Origin of the sequence: Pseudomonas sp. NIBRBAC000502773, assembly GCF_006517195.1 — a bacterium.
Classification (GTDB): domain Bacteria; phylum Pseudomonadota; class Gammaproteobacteria; order Pseudomonadales; family Pseudomonadaceae; genus Aquipseudomonas; species Aquipseudomonas marginalis.
Map to the genome: position 1 here is coordinate 5236006 of NZ_CP041189.1, position 17894 is coordinate 5253899.

17 protein-coding genes are annotated in these 17894 nt (G+C 61.9%); 4 read left to right on the plus strand and 13 right to left on the minus strand.

The features are described 5' to 3' along the window. Positions 1-32: 32 nt before the first annotated feature. The 7 genes from NIBR502773_RS24315 to gcl form a co-directional block, all read right to left on the minus strand. Positions 33-857 (minus strand): ion transporter, encoded by an 825-nt coding sequence (locus tag NIBR502773_RS24315; RefSeq protein ID WP_115488098.1) that lies wholly within the window; start codon positions 855-857, stop codon positions 33-35. 31 nt (positions 858-888) lie between these two features. Further along, positions 889-1764 (minus strand): urea transporter, encoded by an 876-nt coding sequence (locus tag NIBR502773_RS24320; RefSeq protein ID WP_141157147.1) that lies wholly within the window; start codon positions 1762-1764, stop codon positions 889-891. Between the two features lie 136 nt (positions 1765-1900). Then, positions 1901-3316 carry a pyruvate kinase gene (pyk, locus tag NIBR502773_RS24325; protein ID WP_141157148.1) on the minus strand — a complete coding sequence of 472 codons (1416 nt, stop codon included), beginning with the start codon at positions 3314-3316 and terminating at the stop codon, positions 1901-1903. Further along, positions 3306-4586: a glycerate kinase gene (locus NIBR502773_RS24330; RefSeq protein ID WP_141157149.1), complete on the minus strand. Its 1281-nt coding sequence runs from the start codon at positions 4584-4586 to the stop codon at positions 3306-3308. The genes pyk and NIBR502773_RS24330 overlap by 11 nt, the downstream gene beginning before the upstream one ends. 55 nt (positions 4587-4641) lie before the next feature. Further along, positions 4642-5532, minus strand: a complete 891-nt coding sequence (locus tag NIBR502773_RS24335) for a 2-hydroxy-3-oxopropionate reductase (RefSeq protein ID WP_141157150.1) — start codon at positions 5530-5532, stop codon at positions 4642-4644. A gap of 188 nt (positions 5533-5720) precedes the next feature. Then, on the minus strand, positions 5721-6503 hold the full coding sequence (hyi, locus tag NIBR502773_RS24340; protein ID WP_115488102.1) for a hydroxypyruvate isomerase: 783 nt from the start codon (positions 6501-6503) through the stop codon (positions 5721-5723). 10 nt (positions 6504-6513) lie between these two features. Continuing rightward, positions 6514-8289, minus strand: a complete 1776-nt coding sequence (gene gcl, locus NIBR502773_RS24345; RefSeq protein WP_141157151.1) for a glyoxylate carboligase — start codon at positions 8287-8289, stop codon at positions 6514-6516. A gap of 256 nt (positions 8290-8545) precedes the next feature. Here gcl and NIBR502773_RS24350 point away from each other — a divergent pair, with 256 nt between their 5' ends. Continuing rightward, the gene (locus NIBR502773_RS24350; protein ID WP_065939936.1) at positions 8546-8986 is read left to right on the plus strand and encodes a heme-binding protein; all 441 of its coding nucleotides are present in this window, start codon (positions 8546-8548) and stop codon (positions 8984-8986) included. A gap of 114 nt (positions 8987-9100) precedes the next feature. On the opposite strand, the gene NIBR502773_RS24355 is transcribed toward NIBR502773_RS24350, so the two are convergent. Next, the gene (locus NIBR502773_RS24355) at positions 9101-9706 is read right to left on the minus strand and encodes a TetR/AcrR family transcriptional regulator (protein WP_065939935.1); all 606 of its coding nucleotides are present in this window, start codon (positions 9704-9706) and stop codon (positions 9101-9103) included. Between the two features lie 135 nt (positions 9707-9841). Between NIBR502773_RS24355 and NIBR502773_RS24360 the strand changes: the two genes are divergently transcribed. Then, positions 9842-10756, plus strand: coding sequence for a DUF808 domain-containing protein (locus NIBR502773_RS24360; RefSeq protein ID WP_115488105.1), 915 nt, complete (start codon positions 9842-9844; stop codon positions 10754-10756). A 69-nt stretch (positions 10757-10825) separates the two neighbouring features. Here NIBR502773_RS24360 and NIBR502773_RS24365 read toward each other — a convergent pair whose 3' ends face one another. The 4 genes from NIBR502773_RS24365 to NIBR502773_RS24380 all read right to left on the minus strand — a co-directional run bounded on the left by NIBR502773_RS24365 (position 10826) and on the right by NIBR502773_RS24380 (position 14301). Further along, positions 10826-11329 (minus strand): hypothetical protein, encoded by a 504-nt coding sequence (locus NIBR502773_RS24365; RefSeq protein ID WP_115488106.1) that lies wholly within the window; start codon positions 11327-11329, stop codon positions 10826-10828. A 232-nt stretch (positions 11330-11561) separates the two neighbouring features. Next, a complete protein-coding gene (locus NIBR502773_RS24370; protein WP_141157152.1) occupies positions 11562-12032 on the minus strand; it encodes a hypothetical protein in 471 nt (156 codons plus the stop codon). A 189-nt stretch (positions 12033-12221) separates the two neighbouring features. Then, positions 12222-13010 (minus strand): VacJ family lipoprotein, encoded by a 789-nt coding sequence (locus NIBR502773_RS24375; RefSeq protein ID WP_027607049.1) that lies wholly within the window; start codon positions 13008-13010, stop codon positions 12222-12224. Further along, complete coding sequence (locus NIBR502773_RS24380) at positions 13003-14301, minus strand: serine/threonine protein kinase (protein WP_065939932.1); 1299 nt, start codon at positions 14299-14301, stop codon at positions 13003-13005. The genes NIBR502773_RS24375 and NIBR502773_RS24380 overlap by 8 nt, the downstream gene beginning before the upstream one ends. A 236-nt stretch (positions 14302-14537) precedes the next feature. Here NIBR502773_RS24380 and NIBR502773_RS24385 point away from each other — a divergent pair, with 236 nt between their 5' ends. Continuing rightward, complete coding sequence (locus NIBR502773_RS24385; RefSeq protein WP_092358527.1) at positions 14538-14906, plus strand: hypothetical protein; 369 nt, start codon at positions 14538-14540, stop codon at positions 14904-14906. Positions 14907-14986: 80 nt separating this feature from the next. On the opposite strand, the gene NIBR502773_RS24390 is transcribed toward NIBR502773_RS24385, so the two are convergent. After that, the gene (locus tag NIBR502773_RS24390; protein WP_141157153.1) at positions 14987-16540 is read right to left on the minus strand and encodes a glycosyl hydrolase family 17 protein; all 1554 of its coding nucleotides are present in this window, start codon (positions 16538-16540) and stop codon (positions 14987-14989) included. A gap of 332 nt (positions 16541-16872) precedes the next feature. On the opposite strand from NIBR502773_RS24390, the gene NIBR502773_RS24400 reads away from it, so the two are divergent. Beyond that, complete coding sequence (locus NIBR502773_RS24400) at positions 16873-17724, plus strand: glycine betaine ABC transporter substrate-binding protein (RefSeq protein ID WP_027607053.1); 852 nt, start codon at positions 16873-16875, stop codon at positions 17722-17724. The last annotated feature ends 170 nt before the right edge of the window (positions 17725-17894 follow it).

The following is a 17894-nucleotide window of genomic DNA, read 5'->3' on the forward strand; positions in this document are numbered from 1 at the left end:
CTTAGTCGCTTAAAGATTAAAAAGAACTTTGCTTATTCCACTTTCTTAAAAAGAGCGCTGCCACAGCGCGAACAGAACGCCGCGTTGGGCTCGTGGCTGTTTTTCCTGCACACCGGGCAGTCGTGTTGCAGTTGCTCACCGCGCATGGCACTGGCCAGTTCGGCCGTAAAAATACCCGTGGGCACGGCGATGATCGAGTAACCGGTGATCATCACCAGCGACGAAATCACCTGGCCCAACGGCGTCTTGGGCACGATATCGCCAAAGCCCACGGTGGTCAGCGTCACGATCGCCCAATAGATGCCCTTGGGGATACTGGTGAAGCCGTGCTCCGGGCCTTCGATCACATACATCAAGGTGCCGAACACCGTGACCAGGGTGCACACGCTCACCAGGAACACCACGATCTTCTGCTTGCTGCCGCGCAGCGCCGCCATCAGGTAGTTGGCCTGCTTGAGGTACGGGCTGAGCTTGAGCACGCGGAAAATCCGCAGCATCCGGATGATGCGGATGATCAGCAGGTACTGCGCGTCGCTGTAGTACAGCGCAAGGATGCCGGGCACGATGGCGAGCAGATCCACCAGCCCGTAAAAGCTGAAGGCGTAGCGCAACGGCTTGGGTGAGCAGTACAGGCGCAACCCGTACTCGATCAGGAAGATCAGGGTGAAGCCCCATTCAATGTAGGCCAGCACATCGGCGTAGTTCTGGTGGACCTGGTCGATGCTGTCGAGCATCACGATCACCAGGCTGGCGAGGATGATCAACAGCAGGATGCCGTCAAAGCGCCGCCCGGCGACCGTGTCGCTTTGAAAAACCATGACGTAGAGCCGCTGACGCCAGTCGTTGTTGCTGTCCATAAAGCCCGCCTGAATCGAATATCGAGCAAGCCTAGGGGGATTCGAAGGGGCTGTCCATGCGGGGTTTCCTGAGTATTCGGGCGCCGGCGCGTACCAGCCAGCAGGCGAGGATAAACGGCGCGGTGAGTGCGGGCAGGTGCAGGGCAGCAAAGCCCGGTGTGAGGGCGATCGCCAGCAGGATGCCGAGCAGCGGCAGCCAGGGTTGGCGCCGTGCCTGGCTCAGCGCCAGGGCCGCGAGAGCCGGGTTGTAGCTGTGCAGGCCGAGGAGGGCGGCGCTGCTGTCGTCCAGCAGCAATCCGATCAGTACGCCGCTGCTGTCGCCGATCATGGCCCAGACCGCGGCACGCCGGTTCGCCAGCCACAGGCCGAGGGCAATCAGCACGCCCGCCAGCGGCTGGTCCAGCAGCATGATTTGCGCGAGGCCGGTGAACGGCGCGCCGAGCACCGCCAGGGTCTCGGGCTCGCCCAGGGCCAAGGCACTGTGTGGGACGCTGCCCAGCAGCAGCCAGCCCAGGCCGACAAAGGGCGCGGTGTAGGCGGGCAAGTCGTGCGGCCGGCTGGCGTGTTTCAGCCAGTGCTGCGTGAGGATCGCGCTCAAGCCGCCGCACGCGAGGATCAGCGGTGGCAACAAGGCCGACCAGGTGAAATGCTGGCTGATCAACAGGCCCAGCAATACGCCGTTGTAGCTATACAGCCCGGCCTGGCGCTCGGCCTTGGGATAGTCGCGCCGCTGGGCCGTGAGCAACCCGGCGACCCCACCCAGCAGCGCACCGCCGAGCAAGGCCGGAGCGCCGATCAGGATCGCCAACAGGCACAGCAGGCCGCACAGCGAATGGCGTTGCAGGAAGATCTGGCTGAAGCCGTTGAGCAGGGCTTCGGCCCAGTCGGGGCAGGTTGGGGTGTGCATGATGGGTATTCAGTGGGACCGAGTTGGGCCCATCGGGGGCAAGCCCCTCCCACACTTGATTGGGTTCACATAGTTAGATGTGTGAATGCCGTCCAATGTGGGAGGGGGCTTGCCCCCGATGGGGCCTCTACAGGCGCTAGATCAGCGTCTCTATGCGCAAGGAGTTGGTCGACCCCGGTTGCCCGAACGGCACCCCGGCAGTGATCACCAAGGTATCCCCGCGCTGCGCCATGCCCTGGGCCTGGGCAATCTCCAGCGCGGTGGAACACACTTCATCCACCTGCCTCAGTCGATCATTGACCACCGAATGCACGCCCCACGCCACACTCAAGCGGCGTGCGGTGGACAGGTTCGGCGTGAGGTTGAGAATCGGCGCCACCGGCCGTTCCCGCGCTGCGCGCAAGCTGGAACTGCCCGACTCGCTGTAGTTCACCAGCACCGCCACCGGCAGGATGCTGCTGATGCGCCGGATCGCGCAGCTGATGGCGTCCGACACCGTGGCATCGGCCTTGGGCCGGCTGACGTCGAGTTGGGTCTGGTAGTCCGGGCCGTTTTCCACCTGGCGGATGATCTTGCTCATCATCTGCACGGCTTCCAGCGGGTACTCGCCCGACGCGGTTTCCGCCGACAGCATCACCGCATCCGCGCCTTCGGCCACTGCATTGGCGACATCCGTCACTTCCGCGCGGGTCGGCGCCGGCGAGAAGCGCATGGACTCCAGCATCTGCGTCGCCACTACCACCGGTTTGCCCAACTGGCGGCAGGTGCGGATGATGTCTTTCTGGATTTGCGGCACGCTCTCGGCCGGCACTTCCACGCCCAGGTCGCCCCGGGCCACCATGATCGCGTCGCTCAGCTCGGCGATTTCCCGCAGGCGTTGTACGGCTGAGGGCTTCTCGATCTTGGCCATCAGGAAGGCCTTGTCGCCGATCAGCTCGCGAGCCTCGCGGATGTCTTCCGGGCGCTGCACAAACGACAGCGCCACCCAGTCCACGCCCAGCTCCAGGCCGAAGCTCAGGTCGCGACGGTCCTTGGCGGTGAGCGGGCTGAGTTCCAGCAAGGCTTGTGGGACGTTGACGCCTTTACGGTCGGACAACTCGCCGCCATTCAGTACGGTGGTGTCGATGGCAGCGGCGTGCCGGGTGATCACGCGCAGGCGCAGCTTGCCGTCGTCGAGCAACAGGTCCATGCCCGGTTCCAGGGCGGCGATGATTTCCGGGTGGGGCAGGTTGACCCGGCGCTGGTCACCCGGCGTCGGGTCCAGGTCCAGGCGCAGGGCCTGGCCACGCACCAGTTGCACCTTGCCCTCGGCAAACGTCCCGACGCGCAGCTTCGGTCCCTGCAGGTCCATGAGGATGCCCAGCGGGTAGTTGAGCTGGCGCTCCATCTGGCGAATCCAGTGGTAGCGCCGGGCGTGATCGGCATGCTCACCGTGGCTGAAGTTGAGGCGAAAGATATTCACCCCGGCTTGCACCAGCTCACGGATATCGTCGATACCGTCGGTGGCCGGGCCCAGGGTGGCGAGGATCTTGACCTTCTTGTCAGGCGTCATGGTGGGCAGTCTCAAGAATCAGGATGGCGCGCACGTCATTGACATTTGTGCGGGTCGGCTCGGTAACGATCAAGCCGGCGAGGGCGGCGAAGTAGCCATAACCGTTGTTGTTATCCAACTCGTCGCTGGCCGAGAGGCCCAGGGCTTCGGCGCGCGCATAGCTGCACGGGGTCATGATTGCGCCGGCGTTGTCTTCCGAGCCGTCGATGCCGTCGGTGTCGCCGGCCAGGGCGTACACGCCCGGCAGGCCTTTGAGGCTGTCGGTCAGGCTCAACAGGAATTCGGCGTTGCGCCCGCCACGGCCATTGCCGCGCACGGTGACGGTGGTTTCCCCACCGGAGAGGATCACGCACGGCGCCGCCAACGGCTGGCCGTGCTGCACGATTTGCCGCGCGATGCCGGCGTGCACTTTGGCCACCTCCCGCGCTTCGCCTTCCAGGTCGCCGAGGATCAGCGCGCTGAAACCGGCCTGGCGCGCTTTCACCGCCACCGCTTCCAGGGATTGTTGCGGGCGCGCGATCAGCTGGAAGTGGCTGCGGGCGAGCACCGGGTCGCCGGGCTTGACGGTTTCCGAGGCCGGATTCTGCAACCAGCTGCGCACCGCGGCCGGTGCGTCGATGCCGTAGCGCTTGAGGATCGCCAGGGCCTGTTGCGAAGTGCTGGGGTCGCCGACCGTGGGGCCGGAGGCGATGACCGTGGCCTGGTCGCCCGGCACATCGGAAATCGCATAGGTGTAGACCGTCGCCGGCCAGGCCGCCTTGGCCAGCCGACCGCCCTTGATTGCCGAGAGGTGCTTGCGTACGCAATTCATCTCGCCAATGGTGGCGCCGGATTTGAGCAGGGCTTTGTTGATGGCCTGCTTGTCGGCCAGGCTGATGCCTTCGGCAGGCAGTGCCAGGAGTGCCGAGCCGCCGCCGGAGAGCAGGAAGATCACCCGGTCGTCTTCGCCCAGGTTGCTGATCAATTCCAGCACGCGCTTGGCCACTGCAAGGCCGGCGGCATCGGGCACCGGGTGGGCGGCTTCGACCACTTCGATTTTCTGGCAAGGGGCGCCGTGGCCGTAGCGGGTGACCACCAGGCCCGAGACTTCGCCTTGCCAGCAATTCTCGACGACCAGCGCCATGGCGGCCGCCGCTTTGCCGGCGCCGATCACGATCACGCGGCCGCTGCGGTCGGCGGGCAGGCAGGGTTCAAGGACGTGCCGGGGGTGGGCGGCGTCGATGGCTGTGGCAAACAGCTCGCGAAGCAGGTGTTGCGGATCGACCGACATAAGCGGACTCCCGGGGGATTTTTGTTATTAGAGGTGCAGCCATTTCAAAGGGGGGTTACTTATCGCGAATCGAGAAGTTCGCCATATGCTCCAACCCCTTGATCAACGCCGAGTGGTCCCAGTTACCGCCGCCAAGCGCCGCGCACGTGCTGAACACCTGCTGGGTGCCGGCGGTATTCGGCAGGTTGATCCCCAGTTCCCTGGCACCGGCCAGGGCCAGGTTGAGGTCCTTCTGGTGCAGGTTGATACGGAAACCCGGATCGAAGGTGCCCTTGATCATGCGTTCGCCATGCACTTCGAGGATCTTCGACGAGGCAAAGCCGCCCATCAGCGCTTCACGTACCTTGGCCGGGTCGGCGCCGTTCCTGGAGGCGAACAGCAGTGCTTCGGCCACCGCCTGGATATTCAGCGCGACGATGATCTGGTTGGCCACTTTGGCGGTCTGGCCATCGCCATTGCCGCCCACCAGGGTGATGTTCTTGCCCATGCTCTGGAACAGCGGCAGGGCACGTTCGAAGACCTGTGGTTCGCCACCGACCATGATGCTCAAGGTACCGGCCTTGGCGCCGACTTCACCGCCGGACACCGGGGCGTCGAGGTACTGCGCGCCGTGCTCGTTGATCTTTGCCGCAAACGCCTTGGTGGCCGTGGGAGAGATCGAACTCATGTCGATCACCACCTTGTTCGGCGACAGGCCCGCCGCCACACCGTCGGTACGGAACAGCACGTCGTCGACCTGCGGGGTGTCGGGGACCATGACGATAATGAACTCGGCTTCCTGGGCCACTTGCTGCGGGGTGGCCAGGGCCACTGCGCCGGCGCTGATCAGCTCGGCCGGTGCCTTGCCGTGGTGTTCGGAAAGAAACAGTTGATGACCGGCCTTCTGCAGGTTCGCGGCCATGGGTTGGCCCATGATGCCGGTGCCGATAAATCCGATTTTAGCCATGATGAAATCCTCTTTTTATGCTCTGTGGGCGCTGGGCTTGCGGTGGTAAGCGGTCTTGCGGTGGTGAGCGGGCTTGTTGTGGTGAGCGGGCTTGTCCCGCGCTGGCTGCGTAGCAGCCCCATGGGGGCAGTGGTAAAGCCCCCATCACCACAGCAAACCCCCTTCCACAAGGTTTTGTGTGGTGTCGGTTAGACGGCGTTGTGGGTTTTAAGCCAGCCCAAACCCGCTTCGGTGGTGGTCAGCGGCTTGTACTCACAGCCCACCCAGCCCGCGTACCCGATGCGGTCCAGATGTTCGAACAGAAAGCGGTAGTTGATCTCCCCGGTTCCCGGCTCATTGCGCCCAGGGTTGTCCGCCAGCTGGATGTGATTGATCTCCTCCAGGTGCGCCGCCATGGTCCGGGCCAGGTCGCCTTCCATGATTTGCATGTGGTAGATGTCGTACTGCAGGAACAGGTTGTCACTGCCCACCTGTTCGCGAATCGACAGGGCCTGTGCAGTGTTGTTGAGGTAGAAACCCGGAATGTCGCGGGTGTTGATCGCTTCCATCACCAGCTTGATGCCCGCCGCCTGCAGCTTGTCGGCGGCGTACTTGAGGTTGGCGACAAAGGTCCTCTCCACGGTTTCATCATCCACACCCTGGGGCCGAATCCCCGCCAGGCAGTTGATCTGGGTATTGCCCAGCACCTGGGCGTAGGCGATGGCCAGGGTGACCCCGGCGCGGAACTCCTCGACCCGGTCCGGGTGGCACGCCAGGCCGCGTTCGCCCTTGGCCCAGTCACCGGCCGGCAGGTTGAACAGCACCTGGGTCAGGCCATGGGTATCGAGTTGGGCCTTGATGTCAGCCGAGCTGAATTCGTAGGGGAACAGGTACTCGACACCCTGGAAGCCGGCATCGGCAGCGGCCTTGAAGCGTGCGAGAAAGTCCTGCTCGGTAAACAGCATGGACAGGTTGGCGGCAAAGCGTGGCATAGGGTTCTCCTTAATCGAGCAGGGAAATGGCGGTCGGCGCATCGTTGCCGACCAGGGCCAGGTCTTCGAATTCGTTGACGGCGTTGATCTCGGTGCCCATGGAAATATTGGTCACGCGCTCCAGAATGATCTCGACGATCACCGGCACCTTGAATTCTTCGATCATCTGTTCGGCCTTGCGCAGCGCCGACGCGATCTGTCCCGGTTCGAACACGCGCAGGGCCTTGCAACCCAGGCCTTCAGCGACGGCAACGTGGTCGACACCGTAGCCGTTCAGCTCTGGTGCGTTGAGGTTGTCGAAAGACAACTGCACGCAGTAGTCCATTTCAAACCCGCGCTGGGCCTGGCGGATCAACCCCAGGTAGGAGTTGTTCACCACTACATGGATGTACGGCAGCTTGAACTGTGCGCCCACGGCCAGCTCTTCGATCATGAACTGGAAGTCATAGTCGCCGGACAGTGCCACCACCTTGCGGCTAGGGTCGGCCTTGACCACGCCCAGCGCCGCCGGAATGGTCCAGCCCAACGGGCCGGCCTGGCCGCAGTTGATCCAGTGGCGGGGCTTGTACACATGCAGGAACTGCGCGCCGGCAATCTGCGACAGGCCGATGGTGCTGACGTAGCAGGTGTCTTTGCCGAACACCTGGTTCATCTCTTCGTACACCCGTTGCGGCTTGACCGGCACGTTGTCGAAGTGGGTCTTGCGCTGCAGGGTCGCCTTGCGCTGCTGGCAGTCATGCAGCCAGGCGCTGCGGTCCTTGAGCTTGCCGGCGGCTTTCCACTCGCGGGCGACTTCGATGAACATCGTCAGCGCGGAGCCGGCGTCGGACACGATGCCCAGGTCCGGGGTGAATACGCGGCCAATCTGCGTCGGTTCGATGTCGACGTGAATGAATTTACGGCCTTCGGTGTACACCTCCACTGAACCGGTGTGGCGGTTGGCCCAACGGTTGCCGATACCCAGCACCACGTCTGACTTGAGCAGCGTCGCGTTGCCGTAGCGGTGGGAGGTTTGCAGGCCGACCATACCGACCATCTGTGGGTGATCGTCGGGAATGGTGCCCCAGCCCATCAGCGTCGGGATCACCGGGATGCCGGTCAGCTCGGCGAACTCCACCAGCAGCTCGCTGGCGTCGGCGTTGATCACACCGCCGCCGCTCACCAGCAACGGGCGTTCAGCCTGATCCAGCAGGGCCAGGGCCTTTTCGACCTGGATGCGGGTGGCCAAGGGCTTGGCCAGTGGCAGCGGCTGGTAGGCGTCGATATCGAATTCGATCTCGGCCATCTGCACGTCGAACGGCAGGTCGATCAGCACCGGGCCAGGGCGGCCGGAGCGCATTTCATAGAAGGCTTTCTGGAATGCGTACGGCACTTGGCCCGGCTCGAGGACGGTGGTCGCCCACTTGGTCACCGGCTTGACGATGCTGGTGATGTCCACGGCCTGGAAGTCTTCCTTGTGCAGGCGGGCCCGTGGTGCCTGGCCGGTGATGCACAGGATCGGGATCGAGTCGGCCGAGGCGCTGTAGAGGCCGGTGACCATGTCGGTGCCCGCCGGGCCCGAGGTGCCGATGCACACGCCGATATTGCCGGCCTTGGTGCGGGTGTAACCCTCGGCCATGTGCGAGGCGCCTTCAACGTGGCGAGCAAGGACGTGATCGATGCCACCCACCTTCTGCAAGGCTGAGTACAGCGGGTTGATCGCAGCGCCTGGGATACCGAAGGCGGTGTCCACGCCTTCACGGCGCATGACGAGGACGGCGGCTTCGATTGCTCTCATTTTGCTCATGATTTTGGTGCCTCTTGCGTTTTGTAATTGTATACAAGTGGTGTCTGTCCAAAGTGTATTCACGGCGGGCGGCGCAGGTCAATCCATTTTATTGGTTGGCCTTTGCGTTCGTCGGAACTGCTTTTTTCGACGTATGGAGCCTTTGTTTGAAAATATTGTATACAAAAATAAATGTCATTGTGTTCTATTTGTTTGATCGGGCATCTGATCAAACAGACCTCCACCGCTTTCCCAATAACAAAAGAAGGACGGCACCATGAGCGCTTTAACCTTGAAGATTGCCACCCAACTGGCCGGCCAGGCCCTCAGCGCAGGGCGCACGATCTCAGCCGCACCGCTGACCGTTGCGGTGCTTGACAGCGGTGGCCACTTGATCACCGTGCAGCGCGAAGACGGCGCCAGCCTGTTGCGCCCGCACATCGCCATCGGCAAGGCCTGGGGCGCGATTGCGCTGGGCAAGGGCTCGCGCTTGCTGGCGCTGGATGCACAGCAACGGCCGGCGTTTATCGCGGCGTTGAACAGCCTGGGGCAAGGCAGCGTGGTGCCGGCGCCGGGTGGGGTGTTGATTCGGGATCAGGCGGGGGCGGTACTGGGGGCGATCGGGATCAGCGGGGATACGTCGGATATTGATGAGCAGTGTGCGATCACGGCGATCGAAGGGCTGGGGTTGAGGGCGGATGCGGGGGTGTCAGCTTGAGTCGTGTGTGACTGTAAGGGCCTCATCGGGAGCAAGCCCCACAGTTTTGAGCATGTTCACAGTTCAATCTGTGGGAAGGGGCTTGCCCCCGATTGGCACAGGCACCTCGGTGCATCAGTCCGGCGCACAGCCCTTGAGCACCAACCGAATAATCGTCTGCGCCGCCGCTTCATAATCGGCCTCATCCAGCTTGGCCTTGCCGGTCACCGCGGAAATCTGCCAGTCGAAATCCGCATAGGTCTGCGTCGCCGCCCAGATGCTGAACATCAGGTGATGAGGGTCGATAGCCGCGATCAACCCGCGATCCACCCAGCTCTGGATGCAGTCGATATTGTGCTTGGCCTGGGCATTGAGTTGTTGGACCTGCTCGGCACTCAGATGCGGTGCGCCATGCATGATTTCGCTGGCGAACACCTTGGAGGCGAAGGGCAGGTCGCGGGAGATGCGGATTTTCGAGCGGATGTAGTTGCTCAGCACCGCTGAAGGCTCGCCCTCGGGGTTGAACGGCGTGGACGCCGCCAGGATCGGCTCGATAATGCTTTCGAGCACCTCGCGGTAGAGGTTGTCCTTGGACTTGAAGTAGTAATACACGTTGGGCTTGGGCAGCCCGGCCTTGGCGGCGATGTCGCTGGTTTTGGTCGCGGCGAAGCCCTTGTCGGCAAACTCCTCGCTTGCCGCCCGCAGGATCTTTTCTTTGTTGCGCTCGCGAATGGTGCTCATAAACCAGGGTTTTCCTTGCCAGTGCAGGCGGTCGGGCATGTTAGCACCGGCTATCCGCGAGCCTCAACAATGTGTCCGCAACGCCTTGCGCCGCGCTATGCTCGCGTCATCTTTTCTCTTACGGAAGTGCGTTTCATGGCAGGAAGCAGTTTGCTGGTGTTGATCGACGACATCGCCACCGTCCTCGACGATGTCGCCCTGATGACCAAGATGGCCGCCAAGAAAACCGCCGGCGTGCTGGGCGATGACCTGGCGCTCAACGCCCAGCAGGTTTCCGGTGTGCGTGCCGAGCGGGAAATCCCGGTGGTATGGGCCGTTGCCAAGGGCTCGTTTATCAACAAATTGATCCTGGTGCCCACCGCGTTGTTGATCAGCGCCTTCGCTCCTTGGGCCGTGACACCGTTGTTGATGCTCGGCGGCGCTTACCTGTGTTTCGAAGGCTTCGAGAAGCTCGCGCATAAATTCCTGCACAGCAAGGCTGAAGTCCAGGCCGAACATACGCAACTGGTCGAAGCGGTGGCCAACCCGGCTACCGATCTGGTGGCTTTTGAAAAGGACAAGATCAAAGGCGCGATCCGGACTGACTTCATCCTCTCTGCGGAAATCATCGCCATCACCCTCGGCACCGTGGCCGATGCGCCGTTGATGCAGCAAGTGATTGTCCTGTCGGGCATCGCCATCGTCATGACCATCGGCGTCTACGGGCTTGTGGCTGGCATCGTCAAGCTGGATGACCTGGGCCTGTGGCTTACCCAGAAGCCTGGCCAGATGGCTCGCAGTATCGGTGGCGGCATCCTGCGCGCGGCACCGTACATGATGAAGAGCCTGTCGGTGATCGGCACGGCGGCGATGTTCATGGTCGGCGGTGGCATCCTTACCCATGGTGTGCCGGTGGTGCATCATTGGGTGGAAACGGTGAGCCAGAGTGTCGGTGGGGTGGCGTGGCTGATGCCGACCCTGTTGAACGCGGGTGTGGGGATTGTCGCCGGGGCGGCGGTATTGGTGGTGGTGTCGGTGGTCGGTCGGTTGTGGCGTACGGCGAGGGCCTGACATTTCAGTCAGGCACCGATGTGTATCAGCGCAGCGGGCGTCGTCACGCCCGCCGCCTGCAACCTTCAATTACTGGGCGAAGGCCTTGTAGCCATTCTGCTCGAAGTTGTAAAGCGTGTTTGCTTCTGAACCTTTCACGTAGTCATAGCTACTGTCAGAGGAGGCGCTTGCAGTCATTGGTCGGGTGTAAAGCGTCCCTTCTATCTGGTTGTTATTGGGTGTCGACTCGGTGCCGCCCTTGGCATCGGCGTATTGGAATACGCGCTCGGCATTTGCGGCCCGGTCGGCCCGCGTATCGTTCGACGCATTCATGTCGTCCCAATCGCCTGTCTGAGACTTGATCCCCGTCAGTTTGTCATCCTTGAGCGCTTCGCGCGCGCTCGCAAAAAGCGGGGTGTTGGTAATGGCGTCGACGCTGCGATGATCGCCAGGTGCCCTGCCCGTATTGCCGGTAGGCGCACTGATAGAGGCGTGCCCCTGCTGGCCTGTCGACGACTGGGAGCCTGCCGGGCCGTTTGCCTGGGCGTATCCGGTATTGTATTGATTGGAGCCGCTGGAATTGTTTACATCCATCAAGGTTTTCCGTTTTTCAATGATTAGGCGTCTTATTTGGGAACCCGTGGGTTCGCGCCTTAAGTGGTTTTCTCGAATGAAACGGTTCCCTTAGACCTAGGAAATCTAGTGGTCTGCGTGTGGGGGAAATTACCGGTTTACGCCGAGCTCGTGAGTATCGGTGTACATGGTCCCGAGGCGTACCCTGAACACTTGAGTTCAGCGGCACGCCCGCCGCGTTTACTTCAGGGGGTTATTGCAAGGCGCTGTAGCCTTTTTCGCTGAAAGCCTTGAGCAACTGCGCTTCGGAACCGGCGGACACACTGCCGAACTGGCCAAAGCCCTGCATGCGGTGATCGCCTTGTTGCGATGAACCCTGCCGCTTGAGGCCTTCGCGACCATCGATGTGGTTCACCACTTTCGACAGGTTATAGGCCGCATCCGCACGCGATTCAGAATTGTCGTTGGCGGGGCCCCAATCGCCGGTCTGCTTTTTGAGCTTGTTAAGAAAGTCGTTGGAGAAAGGGCCGTCCTGTTTGAGCACGTCTTTGAGCGCCGGATTGTCGTTGAAGATTTTTTCTGCGCCGCGGTGATCGCCGGCAGGCCTGCCATAAGCACCTGTGGGAGCGCCCGTGCCAGCGTTCTTCGATGCCTGCGGTTCGGCTGCTTGAGGGCTATACGCAGTAGGGGCGGAGGAAGGGCTGGAGGAAATAGATTGCGTCATATTGAAATATCCACTCAAAGTTCAAGGTGGGTAACCGCCTCATCCGCCTGATGTTTGTCAGGCTTGTCTGTGGGGTGACCGGACTCTGTGTGGCGTAGCTGTGCGGCTGGTTCCCGTCATGCTGCTGTTACCGCCACTGCGCGCAAAAAAAAGGCCATTCATTCGAATGGCCTTTTTTGTCGGCGTTATTTACTCGGCAATCTGCAACTTGCGTGATTCCGTATAGATATACCGCACCTTCTCATACTCGAACGGCGAGTTCATCTGACCGTAGCGGAAGCTGGTCTGGTAGCGCTTGTCCACCGCGCGCAGGGCCCAGATTTCCGGGTGGTTGGAGCTGACTTCGGAGACGTTGAGGAAGTTGATCTGGGACTCGGCGGTGTAGTCCACCAGCAAGCCGCCAGTGTCGCGCAGGTTCGACGGGCCGAAGATCGGCAGCACCAGGTAGGCACCGCCGGGCACGCCGTAGAAGCCCAGGGTCTGGCCGAAGTCTTCGCTCTGGCGCGGCAGCCCCATGGCGGTCGCCGGGTCCCACAGGCCGGCGATGCCGACGGTGGTGTTGAGCAGCAGGCGCCCGGTGGTTTCCAGGGAACGGTGGCCCTTGAGTTGCAGCAGGCTGTTCAACAGGTTGGGCACGTCGCCCAGGTTGTTGAAGAAGTTGCTCACGCCGGTGCGCAGGAAGCTTGGCGTGACGTAGCGGTAACCGTCGACCACCGGCAGGAACACCCATTGGTCAAAGCGGTAGTTGAAGTGGTACACGCGGCGGTTCCACGATTCGAGCGGGTCATACACGTTGAGGGCGTTGACCGACGAGCGTTCGAATTCGCGTTGGTCCAGGCCCGGGTTGAACTTGAGTTTGCTCAACGGCTCCTTGAATCCGTCGGAGTCCATCACCACAGGCGCGTGAGCCTTGCTGTTGTCGGCATTGGCAACGCCTGCGCACATCAGGGCGGCAAGCAGCAGAAGATATTTAGCCACGGAAGAACTCCAGCATGGCGTCGGCGTTGACGCGGTAATTGAGGTTGCCGCAATGGCCGCCCAGGGGGTAGACGGTCAAGCGATCGCCGAAGGTCTTGCGCAGGAAGCCGAGGTCGCCCGGACCGAGGATCACGTCGTCGGCGTTGTGCATGACGGCGATTTTCGGGCTGGCGTGGAGGTAGTCCTTGAGGGCGTACAGGCTGACCTGGTCAACCAGTTGCAACAGGCTGCCGCCGTCGGAGCGGGCGCGCCACATCGGGATCACCTGTTCGGTGAGGTAGCAATCGAAGTCGCATTGCAGCGCACGCTTGAGGAACGGCGTGAGGCTGGTGCCTTCGCTGATCGGGTACTTCGGCGGGATGATCAGGCCACGGCGGTTGATCAGGTCCGAAGTAAAGGCGATGTCGGCCGCTGAGAAGCGGAACGAGGTGCCGATCAGCATGGCCATCTGTTCGTTGGTCAGGTGCTGCTTGGATTGCTGGAAGTCGTAGAGCAGGGCGTCGTTGAGGTCGATGTAGCCCTTTTGCTGGAAGTAACGGGTCAGCTTGTTCAACACCAGTTCATAGAAGGTGGTGGTGTTGTTGATGCCCTTGACCTCGGTCTGTACCAGCTTGTCGAGGTTGGTGATCGAGGTGTAGAGGTTGACCGGCGGGTTGAGCAGCAGCACTTTCTTGAAGTTGAAGCTGCGGCGGGTCTCGTCGAGCTTGCTGACAAACGCCGCATCCAGCGCACCGAGGCTGTAGCCGGTGAGGTAGAAGTCGGTCACCGGCAGCGAAGCGTTCTGGGCGCGCACGGCTTGCATCACGCGGTACATGTCTTCGGCATCTTCCTGGCTGATGCCGGGGGTGGCGAAGCGCGATGCCGAGGCGATGAAGTCGAAGCTGGTGGGCGACGACAGTTGCACCACGTGGTAGCCGGCCTGGTAATACAGTTTTTTCAGGTATTCGTTGATGCTGCTGTCAAACCGCGCACCGGTGCCCGCGATCAGGAAGATCAGCGGCGCGGCGCGGTCCTGCTTGGCGATGCGGTAAGTGAGCTTCTTCACTGCCCAGAAATTGTCCGGCAGGCTGAACTCGCGCTCGGGGCGCATGTTCAGGGTGTAGTCGGACTGGTTGATCTGGTCGTCGGTCGGCAATGTCGGCCGAAGGTCGGGCGGGGTGGTGGCGATGGTCGCTTCGAACGGGTTGGTCAAAGGGTAGCCATAGCTGGCTTGGTCGATATCGACGGCCAGTGCTGACGCACTCAAAAAAAGGCTGCCCAGTAAGGCAGCACAGCGCAAGGAACGGAGCATGACTTAATCCCTAAGAGGAAACGTGCTTAATGAAGTTCGCAGGCTATGACCACCGCGTTGCCACCGAAGTGCCAGCTCTCGGCACGAAAAGTCGGAAAATAACGTCGGATTCGGGGTAATAGTAGCGAGACGATACACTTTGCCATGCATTAGTGAACACTAATTGTGTGTATGCACCTTGCTAACGGCCGCTGGCGCATTAAGCTGAGCGCCGTTTTTGCCTATCGGAGTGCTCCATGTCCCGCCGCTTGCCGTTGATTTTGCTGCTTATTGCCCTGCCGTTATGGCTGGCTGCCAGTTATGGCGCGCGTTACGGCTTTATGGAAGATGGCCAGTGGGTCGGCATCTGTGCCGACGAGGCCAGCCGCTGGGAATGCCAGGTGCGTTCGAACCTGGGCTTGATGATTCACTTCAAGGTGCTGGGCTGGGCCGCGCTGGTGACCTCGGTGCTGGCGTTTTTCGTGCCGGGCCGTGCGGGATGGGGCTTGGCGGTACTGGGGCTGGCGTTCGGGCTGCCTGCCCTGGCGTTGTACAACACCTCGTTTGCGGTGTTTGCGGTGGTGATTGCGGGGTTGCGGTTGGTCAGGCAGTCGCGGCGCGCCTGATAAGGCCAATCGGGGGCAAGCCCCCTCCCACATGAGAACGCAGTCCAAAGGTGGGAGGGGGCTTGCCCCCGATGGCGCTCTTAAGCCTTGCGCATCCGCAAGCACCGCCACAAAGCCGCAACCATCAACCCGCTTACCAATGCCCAACCCCATGCCTGCTGGTTCAGCAAGCCTTCACGGTACAGCTGTGGCGCAATGCCGGCCCCGATGATAAAGGTCAGCAAGGCAATCTCCCGGCGTGGCCCGGCCACCGGACGAACCAGGTACACCAACGCCGGCAGCAGCAGCGCCGCACTCGGGAAGCTGCGGTAGCGTGGGTCAAACACCAGTGCCAGCATCATTATGGCGCCCGCGAACCCGGCGATTGCCACCAGCCAGCAGGCGCGTTGTTCCAGCCAGTTGAACAGGCGTTCGCGCCAGCCTTCACGGGCACTCAGGGCCAGGGCCGCGTGGGCCAGCACCAGCAGGTTCAGCGCCACGAGTAAACCGGCCCATGCCCACTCATCGTTGAAGCGCGCAGTCACGCGGGTCAGTTCGGCCCAGGTGCCGATGGCGCAGGCAGCCACAGCACCCAGCAGGGGCAGGGCGATCGCGGCGCGCGTGCTGCGGACGCGACCACCGAGCACCAGCGTGCCCAGCAGGATAATCCCACCGACCCCCAGCCACAGCGGCCAGTGCGGCACATTGGTCACCGGCCCGGCGAGGATGCCCTTGTCCTGGCGGTCGGCATCGAACAGGCCCCAGTAACCGCCCACGGCACCTTCACTGGCGCGCTTCCACGGCTGGTCAAACGCTTCGATCAGGTTGTAGTGCCAGCCATTGGCCTCGGCCATGGCCACGAAGCCACGCATGAACTTGGCTTCGTTGACACGACTCGGTACCGCGGTTTCGCGCTGGCGGCCTTCGCTGGGCCAGCCGGTCTCGCCGATCAATATGTCCTTGGGCGCGAATTTGTTGCCAAAAGTCTGGCGTACATCGCCCACATGCTTGAGGGCCTGGTCGATGCCGGAGGGGTCATCTTCCCAGTAAGGCAGCAGGTGGATGGTCAGGAAGTCCACCGCCGGAGCGATTTCCGGGTGCTGCAGCCAGAACTCCCAGACGTCGGCGTAGGTGACCGGCTGCTTGATCTGGCTTTTGACCTTATGGATCAGCGCCACCAGCTGTTTGGCGGTGACTTCCTTGCGCAGCAGCGCTTCGTTGCCGACGATCACCGAGGTAACCACATCGGGGTTGGCATTCGCCGAGGCGATCAGTTGGTCGACCTCTTTTTCGGTCGCTACCGGGTCGCTGCTGACCCAGGCACCCGCCATCACCTTCAGGCCGTGCTTGCGCGCCAGGTCCGGCAAGGCTTCCAGGCCGATCATGGTGTAGGTGCGCACGCACTCAAAGCGTGTGGCCAGCAGGGCCAGGTCGGCGTCCATGCGCTCAGGGCGCAGCTTGAGCGGCTGATCGAAGGGCGATTGGTCCTTGTCGAACGGTGTGTACGACGCGCATTGCAGCTTGTGACTGGCACTGGCCACATCCGGCAGCACCACCGGCCGGCCGAGGCCATACCAGTAGCCGACAAGGGTCAGCAGGCCGAGGATCAAAGCGAAGCAATAGGGCAAGGCAGGGAAGCGGGCAGTGGCGGGCATGGTCGGCTTATCTGGGGGAGCAAAGGCGCGCATCTTACCCGGATTTGCGCTATCCCAGTGGGGCTGCATAATTTTGACATGCAAAGTTCAGGCGGGATCGTGGGGTTAAGTCCTACAAAAAATCCTACTGGCGATGTGATGTCGTTTCTTGCTTGCATGAGGTCGCTGACAGAGCAGGTCGAAGGCGGCGGCAGGTTGATGATCGAGGTGTCAGCACTCCACTGATGTCGCAGCAGCCGGATCGATGCGCGTGAAGGGGGCGCGGCGCACCACATAACAACAGGTTGACGTCGCTCGACATCCGTCGGGCGCAGCACTTTCGGGGAAGTACGATGAAGATGCGACGACTCTTGGGCGCAGCTGCCACTCTGGTAGTTGCGATGAGCTCCACACTGGCCAGCGCCGACAGCAAAACCCTGAGCATCGGTTATGTAGATGGCTGGTCCGACAGCGTTGCCACCACGCATGTGGCGGCAGAGGTGATCAGGGAAAAGCTCGGTTATGACGTCAAACTGCAAGCGGTCGCCACCGGGATCATGTGGCAGGGCGTGGCCACCGGCAAGCTCGATGCCATGCTCTCCGCCTGGCTGCCCGTGACCCACGGCGAGTATTGGACCAAGAACAAGGACAAGGTGGTCGACTACGGCCCCAACTTCAAGGATGCGAAGATCGGCTTGATCGTGCCGGAGTACGTCAAGGCCAAGTCCATCGAAGACCTCAAGACCGACACCACCTTCAAGAACAAGATCGTCGGCATTGACGCCGGTTCAGGCGTGATGCTCAAGACCGACGAAGCCATCAAGCAGTACGGCCTCGACTACAAACTGCAAGCCAGTTCGGGTGCGGCGATGATCGCCGAGCTGACCCGTGCCGAAGACAAGCAGGAATCCATTGCGGTCACCGGCTGGGTGCCACACTGGATGTTCGCCAAGTGGAAACTGCGTTTCCTGGACGATCCAAAAGGGATTTATGGTGCTGCTGAAACCGTCAACAGCATCGGCAGCAAGGGCCTGGAGAAGAAAGCGCCGGAAGTCGCGGCCTTCCTGAAGAAATTCCAGTGGGCCTCCAAGGATGAGATCGGCGAAGTCATGCTCGCTATCCAGGAAGGCGCCAAGCCTGATGCAGCGGCCAAGGATTGGGTGGCCAAGCACCCTGAGCGCGTAGCCGAGTGGACCGGTAAATAACCCCCCCCCAATGCCTTGATACAACCCCTGTGGGAGGGGGCTTGCCCCAGATTGCGGTGTGTCAGTCGTCAATGATCTGACTGGCTCACCACTATCGGGAGCAAGCCCCCTCCCACATTATTTTCGTCACCCGCAAATGTTTCTGCGCCCTCTCAATCCCTCGCTACACT